This window comes from Prosthecobacter sp. (assembly GCF_014879935.1).
Classification (GTDB): domain Bacteria; phylum Verrucomicrobiota; class Verrucomicrobiia; order Verrucomicrobiales; family Verrucomicrobiaceae; genus Prosthecobacter.
This window is the reverse complement of the sequence record NZ_JACSRD010000139.1, coordinates 18,713-30,768: the sequence shown is the minus strand read 5'-3', so window position 1 is coordinate 30,768 and position 12,056 is coordinate 18,713. Positions and strand designations below refer to the sequence as shown.

At 62.2% G+C, this 12,056-nt stretch carries 9 protein-coding genes; 3 read left to right on the top strand and 6 right to left on the bottom strand.

Going from position 1 to position 12,056, the window contains the following annotated elements; all coding sequences use genetic code 11:
- Positions 1-113: 113 nt before the first annotated feature.
- Complete coding sequence (locus IAE77_RS12755; protein WP_294227038.1) at positions 114-635, bottom strand: phosphatase PAP2 family protein; 522 nt, start codon at positions 633-635, stop codon at positions 114-116.
- Positions 636-703: 68 nt separating this feature from the next.
- Positions 704-2,239, bottom strand: a complete 1,536-nt coding sequence (locus IAE77_RS12750) for a glycosyltransferase family 39 protein (protein ID WP_294227036.1) — start codon at positions 2,237-2,239, stop codon at positions 704-706.
- 101 nt (positions 2,240-2,340) lie between these two features.
- On the opposite strand from IAE77_RS12750, the gene IAE77_RS12745 reads away from it, so the two are divergent.
- Complete coding sequence (locus tag IAE77_RS12745) at positions 2,341-3,213, top strand: PEP-CTERM sorting domain-containing protein (RefSeq protein WP_294227034.1); 873 nt, start codon at positions 2,341-2,343, stop codon at positions 3,211-3,213.
- Positions 3,210-4,433: a folylpolyglutamate synthase/dihydrofolate synthase family protein gene (locus IAE77_RS12740; protein WP_294227032.1), complete on the top strand. Its 1,224-nt coding sequence runs from the start codon at positions 3,210-3,212 to the stop codon at positions 4,431-4,433. The genes IAE77_RS12745 and IAE77_RS12740 overlap by 4 nt, the downstream gene beginning before the upstream one ends.
- 6 nt (positions 4,434-4,439) lie before the next feature.
- On the opposite strand, the gene IAE77_RS12735 is transcribed toward IAE77_RS12740, so the two are convergent.
- Positions 4,440-5,246 carry an NYN domain-containing protein gene (locus tag IAE77_RS12735; RefSeq protein WP_294227030.1) on the bottom strand — a complete coding sequence of 269 codons (807 nt, stop codon included), beginning with the start codon at positions 5,244-5,246 and terminating at the stop codon, positions 4,440-4,442.
- A gap of 93 nt (positions 5,247-5,339) precedes the next feature.
- On the opposite strand from IAE77_RS12735, the gene IAE77_RS12730 reads away from it, so the two are divergent.
- Positions 5,340-6,491, top strand: a complete 1,152-nt coding sequence (locus IAE77_RS12730; protein ID WP_294227028.1) for a M56 family metallopeptidase — start codon at positions 5,340-5,342, stop codon at positions 6,489-6,491.
- Here the strand turns inward: IAE77_RS12730 and IAE77_RS12725 are convergent.
- From IAE77_RS12725 to IAE77_RS12715, 3 genes are all read right to left on the bottom strand, one after another.
- The gene (locus tag IAE77_RS12725; protein ID WP_294227026.1) at positions 6,482-7,675 is read right to left on the bottom strand and encodes a Wadjet anti-phage system protein JetD domain-containing protein; all 1,194 of its coding nucleotides are present in this window, start codon (positions 7,673-7,675) and stop codon (positions 6,482-6,484) included. The two genes, IAE77_RS12730 and IAE77_RS12725, sit on opposite strands and share 10 nt — an antisense overlap.
- 356 nt (positions 7,676-8,031) lie before the next feature.
- Positions 8,032-8,919 carry a hypothetical protein gene (locus IAE77_RS12720; protein WP_294227024.1) on the bottom strand — a complete coding sequence of 296 codons (888 nt, stop codon included), beginning with the start codon at positions 8,917-8,919 and terminating at the stop codon, positions 8,032-8,034.
- A 14-nt stretch (positions 8,920-8,933) separates the two neighbouring features.
- Positions 8,934-11,933 carry a hypothetical protein gene (locus tag IAE77_RS12715; protein WP_294227022.1) on the bottom strand — a complete coding sequence of 1,000 codons (3,000 nt, stop codon included), beginning with the start codon at positions 11,931-11,933 and terminating at the stop codon, positions 8,934-8,936.
- Positions 11,934-12,056 lie beyond the last annotated feature (123 nt).

The following is a 12,056-nucleotide window of genomic DNA, read 5'->3' as shown; positions in this document are numbered from 1 at the left end:
TCTTCCAGACTGGTCGGCAACATGCGCGGATATAAGGATGCTTTTCGTCTTTGGAAACGACTTTGCTGCCGAACACGAGCGGACGGGATGGCCAGGGGACGACCCCGGATGCTTCAAGCCCTGCAACGAAGCGAGACCGCCACGACCGTCAATCCCACCAAAACGCCCAGCGCCATCGACGGTGGGATGTCACTCGGCCAATGAGCGCCGCAATAGACGCGGGAATACGCGACCGCGGTGGCCAGCAGATACATCAGGAGGCCCGCTCGACAGTAAAAGCAGGCGATGACCGTCGCGGCGGCAAACATGTTCACCGTGTGGCTCGATGGGAACGACTTCCCGCGCGTTTCGCCATTCGGTTCGCTCGGTTTGACCACCACGGGCTCGAACAAACGCATGAACGCGGGCGATGCGGGGCCCAGATCACGCACCGTGACGCTCTGCAAGGCATCGCGCGGCCGCACCCGGCCGATCGTCTTCTTCAGGGTGTTTGAAATCACGCCGTCTCCGATTCCCACGGCGATTCCGAGGCACAACAACATCACACGCGCCCGTTTGCCGCCTTTCCGCGCAGTCCAGAGCACGGCGATGGCGATCAAAGGAATCCACGCCTCGATGGCGGAGATCGCGGGCATGATCCAGTCCAGCGCCGGGTGCGACCAGACTGTGTTGATTTGATGTAGCAGACTGAGATCCCAGGAAGTCATTGCGGCTTCACGGCTTTCCACGATTTCAGGTTCCGGCCCAGATACACGCTGAATTCGCGTTTCTCCTGGCCCAGCGGCACGCGGATTTCTCCGATCCGCTCCAGCTTCTCAAAGGCGGCGGTGAACACTGGATTTTGCAGCAGCGTTCCTTCGACGGATGGATCGAGGATCAGGGCGTCGGAGCCGATGCACTCCTCCGGCCCCGGCCAGATCTCGTACTGCGACTGCACGCTGTCGCTTGGCTCCCAGCGATACAGACGAGGGTGCGACGGCATGTAGAAGGCCATCTGCGCCGCGTGGTAGCGATGTCCCAGCGCCATCACAAAGGTCTGGTCCTTTCGTGGCACTTGATCGAGGAACTTCTGCGCCTCGATGCCCGCCTCGCGCCAGCCACGGATGCTGGCCAGCTTCTTGATGCTCTTCAAATCCGTGGCAAAAACCACCACGAGCGCGAGGTGCACGATGACCACGAGCGCACCGCCCACGCGCAGTGACCAGCGCTGCCAGCCTGGATTCGCCTTTGAGGGCAGCAGACCGCGCATCCATGCCGCCGCCAGAACGAAGGCCGGCACAAAGAACGCCGCGGGCCAGTTCGGATTGATGCGCTGCCGAAGCGAAAGGACCGCGAAACACGCCAGGGCAGGGGCCGAGGCCACCAGCAGGAACAAAACGGGCCGCGTGAGCTGTTTGCGCCACTTGATCGCCGCCAGCATGGCCGCCACCAGCGCCACGAACGTCACCGGCGTGTAGATCAGCGCCTGCAGGCCCACGTTTTCCAGCGTGCGGCTGATCCATTTGCCAAAGCTGCGCGTCTCGCCGTCGAAATGATGCTTCGTGTGCTCCAGCGTGATCCAGGCATGCTCCTGGTTCCATTTCAGCACTGGAATGATGAATGCCATGCCGATGACGATGGCCGCCCACATCCGCATGTTCCGCAGCAGGCCGCGATCCTCGCGGGAAACCGCCGCGAAGACCAGCATCAGCGCCGGAAAGGCCAGCATCATCTGCTTGCTCAGCGTTCCGATGCCGATCACCAGCGCCAGCGCCAGCCAGCGGATGTTGCACGCCGGTTTTTGAACCGCGAACCAGAACAGCAGCAGCCCCAGCGTCCAGCACAGCAGCAGCGGCGCATCGATGGTCAGCAGCAGATTGAGCCCCGCGTTTGCGATCGTCAGCAGGACCAGCACCGCCGTGAGAAACGCCGTCCGCGCGTCAAACAGCACCAGCGCGATGCGATGGATGATCACAAGCGTGGCAGAGCCCAGCAGCAGCGCTGCAAAACGGATGCCCCATTCCGCATTTCCCGTCATCCAGCCGATCACGCCCATCATCCAGCCGATCATTGGCGGCTTGCTGTAGTAGCACCAGTCAGGCCGGCGGCCCCAGTCCCAGTAATAGGCCTCGTCACCAGCCAGATCCGCGCCGTTCACAAACAGCAGCATCACGCCGATGCGGACGACAAAAACAGCCGCCAGGAGCTGCCAGAAGCGTTTTTGCCAGAGTGCGGATTCAGAATCGGGAGGGGCGGACATGCGGCGCGCATCATAGCGGCGGCGGACGGCCAGGAAACCGCGAATCCTGGGAGAGCATCTTGTTTCTTGGCAAAAGGCCGCCGATCCGGCATTCTCCCCGCGTGACTCCAGCCTGGAAAATCACTGTCGCCCTGCTCCTCGCCGTCACCACGGCCCGGGCGCTCACGATTGTCGGTTACGACGCCGCCACGAATGATCGCTTCGCCTCCGGCTATCCGCTTTCGCCGGTGGAGAACGTGTCAGCCTCGTTTCTGGGCAGTGGCTACGACCTTTCAGGCGTGGGCTGGAACCCGGCGAACACCTCCCAGAGCTTCGCGATGATCAGCGACGAGTTCTTCGTCTATTCCACGCACTACAGCCCGGGATCGCAGATCAGCTTTTACAGCGCGGCGCAGGGTTCGGTCGTGACTTATGGCGTGGACGCCACCACCTACCACTTCACCTACAACGGCGAGATCAGCGACTTCGCCATCGGCAGGCTGTCGTCCGCCTTGAATCCTGCGGATGGCATCGCCGCGTATGAGATCCTCGATCTGTCCACCATCGAAAGCTACCTCGGCCTGCCGGTGCTGCTCTACGGGCACGGGGCAAACGGTCCGCGACTCGGCGCGAACGTGATCGATGCCTACGCCGACTACAACTTCCCCAACGGCGGCACCACCTCCGACAGCTACGGCATCGGCTACAGCTATGTGAGCGGGCAGAATGGCGAGTCGAAGTTCGAAAGCGGCGACTCCGGCAGCCCCACCTTTGTGCCGTGGAATGGCAGGCTGGCCCTGCTGGGCACGCATTCCGTCATCGGCACCCTTGGCGACGTGGAGTACTCCATTGACAACTTCATTCCCATCTACCTCGACCAGATGACCACCCAGGGCATCGAGTTCGCCGTCGTTCCGGAGCCTTCGCGATTCGTCCTGCTGCTCACCGGCGCTTGCGCCTTGCTGCGGCGCAGGCACCGTGCACGACGGGAATGATCAAAGACACGGCGCAACGCGAAATCGACTGGCTCTACAGCACGCAGCTTTTTGGCATCAAACTGGGCCTCGACAACGTGCACAGACTCTTGCGCGAGCTCGGTCTGCCTGCCGCAGGCCAGAAATTCATCCACGTGGCCGGCACGAACGGCAAAGGCTCCACCTGTGCCTTCATCCATGCGATCCTGAAGGCTGCTGGCGTCAACGCAGGGCTCTTCACCTCTCCGCACCTCATCCACTTCGGCGAACGCATCCGCGATGCGGAACGCACGATCACGCCGGACGAGATCGCCGCGGGCATTGCTCGTCTGCGGGAGCGTGTCGCCGGCTGGGAGCCGCATCCGACGTTCTTCGAGCTCACCTTTGCCCTCGCGCTCGAATGGTTCGCCCGCCGTGGCAATCCGTGGGTCGTGCTCGAAACCGGCCTCGGTGGGCGATTGGACGCCACCAACGCCATCACCCCCGCCGTCTGCGTCATCACCCCCATCGGCTGGGATCACATGGACATGCTGGGCGACACGCTCGCCAAAATCGCCGCTGAGAAAGCTGGCATCATCAAGCCGGGCGTGCCTGTCATCACCCTGGCGCAGGAGCCGGAGGCGCTGGAGGTGATCCAGCGCACGGCAGAGGCCCGGGAGGCGCCATTCAGCCTCGTGATGAGCCCCTGGCACGGCGAAACCGGCCTTGCAGGGCCGCATCAGCGTTGGAATGCCGCCATGGCCAATGCTGCGCTGCATGCGGCTGGCTTTGATCTGGAGGAAGACATCCTCCAGCGCGGCCTGTGCGACGTGCAATGGCCCGCCCGCTTTCAAAAAGCCGGCCGTTTCATCATCGACGGCGCCCACAACCTCGACGCTGCCCGCGTGCTCGCACAAACCTGGCGGGATCAGTTCCCAGGCGAGAAAGCGGCGGTCATCTTCGGCGCTGTCGCCGGTAAGGACATCAGCGCCGTGTTGCGTGAACTTGCGCCAGTCGTCGGCGCCTGGCATTTCACCAGTTTCAATTCGCCACGAGCCCTTTCCGCCGAACAGTTGCGCGAGACTTGGCTGCACCTTCATCTTGAAGATCGCGCCGTGACCACTCACCCCAGCGTCTCCGCTGCGCTGTATGCCACCCAAGATGAGAAACGCCTGCTGATCGCCGGATCGCTCTATCTGGCTGGCGAAGCGCTGTCCTTGATCGGGAATCAGCCGCAAGCCTTCGAGCGCAGCGCCCAGTGAGGGGCGCTATTCCTCCATCACCGCCGCCTTGATGCGGTAGCCGTTTTCGTTTTTCTCCAGTCGCATCAGCCCGCGGCCTGCCACGGCCTCCAGCAACGCGCTGAAGGTGCTGAAGCCGTAAAATCGCTCATCAAACTGCGGCTGCAGGCGGCGGATGGCCTGCTTCACCGGTCCGGCCCACACCGTGTCACTCCCGCTGCGTGCCAGCATCGCCTCCACCGTGTCCACCACCAGTTGGATCGCCTTCTCGGGGTCGCCACCGGCCTTTTTCTCCTGCGGCACCGGCTTGGCGATCTGTTTCACCTTCGCCGCACGAGCTTTCGCCTTCTCCTCCTCGCGCACGAGGTCGTCGTAAAAGATGAACTCGTCGCAGTTGCCGATGAACAGGTTGCTCGTGGACTGCTTCACACCCACCCCGATCACCGTCTTGTTGTTCTCACGCAGCTTGCTCACCAGTGGCGAGAAATCGGAGTCGCCGCTCACGATGGCAAAGGTGTCCACGTGCGACTTCATGTAGCAGAGGTCCAGCGCGTCCACGACCATGCGGATGTCGGCCGAGTTCTTGCCGCTCTGGCTCACATGCGGGATGTCGATCATCTCGAAGGCCGCCTCGTGCATCGTGCTCTTGAAGCCCTTGTAGCGCTCCCAGTCGCAGTAGGCCTTCTTCACCACGATGCTGCCCTCCACCTTCAGGCGGTCGAGCACCTTGTTCATGTTGAACTTGTCATACTTCGCCTCCCGCACGCCGATGGCGAGGTTTTCGAAGTCGCAGAAAACAGCGATGGTGCGCGCGCGGTCGGTGGGTGAGGCCATGATGGCGGATCGTCCGCCCTGCGGGCAGCCCGGTCAACCCGTGTCTCGTCAACAGGATTGACAGCGCCTCCGATTCCTGGCTTCGATGCCTGGATGGACTCCCAGTGGCCACCAATCATCGTCTCAGGCCTCAGCGCCGCCTTCATCACCATGATCACGATGCATCTGGCGCTGATCCCCTGGCGCAAAAGCAGCGGCGCGCACTGGACGGAACGTGCCCGGCTGCTCTGGCCGGCCCGGCGCGTCCTCGTCGGCACCATGATCGCCTGCCTCATCGCTGCCGGGATGCTGCAGCCATCCGGCGACGGCACGGGCTGCTACGTCGCGGCCATCCTCGGGTATCTTGCCGGCAGCTTCTTTTCCACCCGCGAGATCGAGCCGCGCTACACCTTCCCCAAATGGCTGTATGAGACTTTCTGGCAGGTGCTCGTGCAGTTTGGCATGCTGGCCATCTTCATCTGGCTGCTCCACACGATGCCCGGGGTCATGCAGCCTCGTGACTGGCTGCGTTTTGGTCTGGGAACGCTCGCGGTCATCGTCATCCTCACGGGCATTTGGCTGCCGGTGTTGTATCTCTTCCGCAAAGCGAAGACATCGCCTGGCATGCGCCTCGAACGCCTCGTGGATGAAATGGCCGCGCAAACGGGCATCAAGCCCTGGCGTGTGTACTACGGTGAATCGCCCCTCGCCCGTGCTGCGGCGCTCATCTACCTGCGCAGCCTCGTCTTCACTTCCCGTGTGCTCGACGCGCTCGATGATGACGAGTTGCGCAGCATCATCCTGCATGAGCTCGCTCACCTGCGGGAAAACATCGTCGTCTGTCTTTCACGGCTCATCCCCGTGCTCTCCCTCATGCTGATCACCTTGATTCATCCTCTCATGCATCACTTTGGCTCGGCTGGCTTGTTCTGGCTCTTTGTCGTGGTGTTTCTGCTGCTGAAGCTCGCCAAACACATCGCCCGTCGAATGGAACACCACGCCGATGACGCCGCCATCCAGGGCACCGTCGATGCTGCCGTCTATGCCCGTGCCTTGGAGAGAATCTACCAGGTCAACCAGCTTCCCGCCATCATGCGCGGCAGCAACATGGTCCATCCGCATCTCTACGACCGCATGCTCGCCGCCGGCGTCACACCTGACTATCCACGCCCGCAGCCCCCCGGCCGCATGGCCTGGCCCGGCTGGGCGGTGTTCCTCATTCCCGGCGCCATGGCTGCCTGGATGTGGCTGCGAAGTCACTCATAAAACGGCCATTCCTCCAAAGTCGGCCGGCCGAGGGACTCCTGTTCGAAATCGCCTTTGTTCCCGGCTTCGCGCATCGCGTGCAGTTCATCGTGGCAGTCAGTCATGCAGGGATCGGCGAGCAATCGCGAGAGGATCTGCTGATCGCGTTGGGTGAGGGGTGAGGCGTTGGCTTGGGGACGCCAGCGCATGTGGAAGGGATGCACGGTGCGGCCGGAGACCTCGCGGAGTTTGCGGAGGATGTCCCAGCCGGCGGGATCGGTGTCGCCGAAGTGATGGTGGGGGAGGTCGGGCGGCAGTTTTTGCAGCAGCAGACGCACAGCCTGCGTGGGGAACGAGGTGGCGACGATCAGCGTGCTGCGTGTGACATCGGCACACGTGAGCTGGAGGAAGGTGGTCTTGCGATTCTCGACGGTGAGGAGTCGCTGCGCGGTGGTGGTGAGGTGCGTGGCACGCTCAAGCTCGGCGACGGACAGCGTGGACTCGAAACGGAGGTCGAGGGTTTTGACGTGATCGTCGAAGTGCAGCAGGAGCGGGCCGCTGTAATGCAGCACACTATTGCTTGTCTGAATGCCGAGCGCCTCCAACGGCGTCTCGCGGCCGAGCAGCAGCTCCAGCGCCCGCTCGATGAAGCTTTGCTGCGCTTCGAGGTATTTGGAGTCGCGGCCGATTTGCGTGCTCGCATCGCGGATCAGCGTGCCCTCGGGCCATTCGCGGCTCGTGAGGTCGAAAAGCAGCTTCAAGAGTTCTTCGACACGGTTGGCCTCGCGCCATCGAAACGGCTCCACGGCATGCGGAAGGGCAAATTCGGCCTTCAAACGGCTCAAAAGAGCGTTCCAAGCCTCGGGGAGCAGCGGATGTGTTGTGGCAGCAAAGTGCTCCACCACGGCCAAAGCGGCTTGTTGGGCTTCCGCGCCGGTTTGGGAGCCAAACAGGGCATGGAGCCAGGCTTCGGATTCGAGGGGGACTTCGATCTTGTCGATGAATCGCGGCTTGTGGCGGAAGGGGATGAGTTTGAGCGGGAGCTTCTCGGCGTCTCGTTGGGCTGCCTGACGTTCTTCCGCGGAGGTGAGGCCTGCGTCATCGAGCAGCGTCTCCCAATCTCGGCGAAACGCCCGCACAGAGGCCTCCACCCGTCGTTTCCGGGCGGTCATCCATTGTTCGTGCAGGGTTTGGAGCCAGCGCATGGTGAATCGTTGGCGAGACGCATATCCCTGACAAGGCCGGTCCCAACAAGTCCTCGTCTTCCAAACGCCAGCTTGTCTCCGGCATGAAAATCAGCCGTCTCATACTGACCAACTTCAAACGTTTCACCGAAGTCCATCAAGCCTTGTGCCGCGTTGAGCACCAGCCACAAGGCCTGGTGCCCGTCCGATGAGGCTCACGACATCGCGCCTGCCCTCCGGCACCGCCTTGAGGATGCAGTAACCGTTCTCCTGATTGTGAAACACCACACGGTCCACGAGTTCGCGAAGGATTTCGGCTTTGGTGGGTGTGGAGTGGGGCTGGCATGCGTGGAGGCTAGACCTCCCGGCGCAGCTTGTCACGGCACGTTGATCTGCACCTGATAGAAGGCACGTGAAGTCCCTGCAGAGGGATCTGTGAGTGTTTGTGTGCCATCATTCCCCACGACGACAGCCCCAGGAACGGTTTGCCAGCTTCCTGGCAGGAGAGTGCTGCTTTTAAGCAAGGTGAACGTGCGTCCATTGATGGCAGGCTGGAAGACCATGCGCTTCTGCGTCGGCTGGCCGGGAACGCCTTCAAGAGAAAAAACAAAGCGTGAAGCGCGGCTGTTCGGAACCAGGCCTGCCGTGAACTCGAAAAGATTGGTCTGGCCGTCTCCATCCGCATCCACGCCGGGTGCGGCGAGGGGATTGTTCGGGCCGAAGTACTGCACCTGCCAGCCGTCGTCGAGGCCGTCCGCCGCATAAAGGCCGAAGTTGTCCGCGACGGTGTTCTGAATGGTGATTGTGGAGGGCGCGCTGACGCCGCTGAAGGTGATCTGCAGGGTTGCGTCGGTGTTTGTGGACACAGCCTGAGCGGAGAGTAGCCCCGTGGCGCTGACGGATGCTGGTCCGGAATTCACACTCCAGGTAGCTAAAGCAGCGCTGACCGCGGTTTGCGTGCCATCATCAAGAACTTGTCGCAACGTGAGCTGGGTGGCGACGGCTTCGGGCACGGTCCCTGGCAAGGCGAGCAAGCTGACGGCATCCCGCAGCATCGAAGAGAAGCCTGCAGCGCCTTGGTAGGCCGCGCTGGAACTGATTTGCGATGCTGTGGCACTGAGATTCGAGTCTTGACGATACGATGCCGTAGCGGAGCGACCTCCAGCGGGATCCAAACTGGCCGCTGTGATCGAGTACGGCCCGCCAGAAGACTGGGCGAGGGCTCCATTCAAAGACACCAGAGTGAGGAATGCGATGCATTTCATGGCTGCGGGCAGGTTCACGGTCTGCGGTAGAGGTAATAAGCCTGTGGCAGGCGATAGCGATGGCCTTTGTCGCTCAGGGTGACACCAGCCGCACCGTCACCCGGCGAACCGCCCCAGAGAAGCATCTCAGAGCCGGTCCACACGCTGGCACCATAAGAGGCGGACGGAGCTCCAGTGCTTTCCAAAGCCACCCATGTGTCGGTTACGGAGGAGTATCTGCCACCTTGGAGCGTCGTGGAAAAAGTGGCGGGATTGTCTCTGGCCACGCCCCACAGGATCATTTCGGTGCCAGTCCAGACGGCAGTGGGATAGCTGGACGGGTGATTGCCCGTGGGAGCTCCGGACGTGGAGGGGCTTTGCCAAAGATCAGAGACGGGAGAGTAGGAACCGAAGCCGGGTGCCGAGTTCGAAGCGACAAAGGCCAACAAGTCGGCGCCAGTCCAGACTGCGGCAGGTGGCATGTAAGGAGGAGCAGAGAGTGCCATCGGCGTCTCCGCCATGCTCAACCATGAATTGGTGATTGGATAATAGCGGTAGCCATTCATGAGCCCGCCGCCGAAGACGATCATTTCACTGCCTGTCCAACGGCTCACATGTCCGAAGGTCGCGGTCGGGGCGTTGGTGGTCGAAGTCGCCGTTCCCCAGGAGTTGGTGGCGGGGTCGTAACGTCCGCCGGTGTTGACCGCCATGCCAACGCCGTCGGAAGTGCCGCCCCAGACGATCATCCGATTGACCGGTGAGCCGGCCCAAACGGCAGTGTGTTTGGTGCGAGCCGATGGGGGAAATGCCAGGCTGGTGGTGGTCCAGGTGTCAGTCAGGGGATTGTAGCGGGCTCCAGAATTCAGGGTGACGGCCATGCCGGGGCCGCCAGAGGTATCGAACTGCTGGCCGCCCCAGACGATCATCTCCGTGCCGGTCCAAACGGCGGTGTGGTTGAATCGGCCGGTGGGCGCGTTCAGCGACGGCAGCGGGGTCCAGGCACCGGTGGCGGCGTTGAAACGCGCCCCGTCGCCGAAGGTGGGATCATATCCAGTGGCGCCCGTGGTTGTGACGGTGCCGCCCCACACGATCAGGTCAGTGCCTGTCCACACCGCCGTGTGGCCGAAACGCGGCGCGGGGGAGCCGTTCATGAGGGGGCTCCATGTATTCGACGAGGGTTGGTATTCGCTGCCATGTTTCAAATACTTCGCCACGCTGGCATCGGGCAGGCCGGGGTCTTTCTGGATGCCGGCCCAGATGATCATTTTGCTGCCAGCCATGGTGACCGTGGCGGCCGTGCGTGCGGGAGGAACGTCCGCCGTGCTTAAAGCCTGCCACGCATTGGTGGCCGGGTTATAGCGGCCACCGTCATTGTATTGGACAAATGAAGGAGTGGGCACCGGCACAAACGCACTCCCACCCCAGACAATCATTTCCGTGCCCGACCATACCGCGTATTGTCCGCTACGCCCCGTCGGCGTGTTTGTGGTGGTGGTCGCGGTCCATGTGCCAAGCCCCGAAGCACCTGCGGGATTGAACTTGAAGCCCGTATTCAGGTAGCTGGTGCCTGCGCCGGAGACACCGCCCCAGACGATCATTTCCGTGCCGCTCCAAACCGTCGAAAACCCTGATTCGATCGCGGGATTGCCCGGCAGCGCAGGCAGAGCCTGCCATGCGTCCACCGTGGGGCTGTAGCGGCCTGCCCGTGGCGGCTCGGCAGTGCCCATGTTGCCTGCAAAAATGATCATCTCTGAGCCAGTCCACACGCCACTGTAGCTTATGGGAGCCGAGAGCTCCATGTTTGTGGCGGCCATGCTGGACCATGTGTTGGAGCCGAGGTTGTATCGTTTTCCTGGGAGCGGAACGGCTCCGCCTCCCGTGCTGGAGCCGAAACTCTGCGAGCTGGAGCTGCCGCCCCAGATCAACATCTCCGTGCCAGTCCAGAATGCGAGGTGGCCGGTGCGTGCGTCCGGGATGCCTGGTGGCGGGCCGCTGCTGTCGATGTTCGACGACATGCTGCTCCAAGTGTTGGTGGTGGGGTTGTATTTCCCGCCGGTGGCGAGGACGGTGGCCGGAGCGCTCGTGGTGTTTGTCGTTTGTCCGCCCCAGATGATCATCTCGGTGCCGGTCCACACAGCGCTGTGGCCGAAGCGGGCTTGGGGCGCACCTGCGAGCGAGATCGGAGCCCAGGCCCCGGTTGAGGGGTTGTAGCGAACACCACGGTTGATCGCCGCATAGCTGGCCATTCCGGCGCTTGTTGTGGGCGTGACTCCACCCCAGATCAGCAATTCGTTTCCGGTCCACACGGCCGTGTGCCCGGCGACGGTGTCACCGCTTGGGATGGGGATCCAGGTGCCTTCGGATTGAATCACCGCAGGATCCCGCACAAAACCCTGCGCGAGCAGCGCAGCGTTGTTCGCATCTGTCGAGCCAATGATGCCGCCAGAGGCCACGGCGCTGAGATTACCTGCTGCCAGATTTCCTGCTGCGGCACCAGAAGCCAGCTTCGCGGCCGTGATAGAGCCATCGGCGATGGAACCCCCGCCACCACCCCCGCCAACCCCTGGAGCGAGTTTGGCCGCGGTGATCGATCCGTCTGGCACGGTGGCTGCCATCATCGCGTAGCCGACTGCAGCAATCTTTTGATCCGGCGTCATCTGCTGGAAGCCGTTGGTTCCGTCATTGAACCACACACGCAGGCGGACGTCGCCGTTGGCAAACACCGTGGCTGGCACTGCGGTCATGTGGGTCAACGAAGTGTCGCCCAACTGCACGCTGTAGAGGCCGGAACTGACACTGATGCTGACCGCGGTTGTGGGCTGGCCGCCGCCACTGCTGCTTCCATCGTTGCTCCAGTAGGATTGTGAGCCGGCAGCATTCACCAAGGCGAACTTGAACTGACCTGTTCCGGTGAAGTTCACTCCGTTCACCGCCACGCGACCTTGGTAGTTCAACGTGGAAGGCACTTGCGCGACCAGCTCACTGGTCAGGCCAAACATCGCCAGACATGCAACCAAACAAGATTTCAGTTTCATAGTGCTGCGACGTTTATCAGGTATCACGTCGTCGTCATAGAAGTTTTTTGTGTAAACCGATCAGTGAAACCAAGGCTCCTTTAGGCTGATGCAACAGCGGAGGATTTGGATGGTGGAAGATGC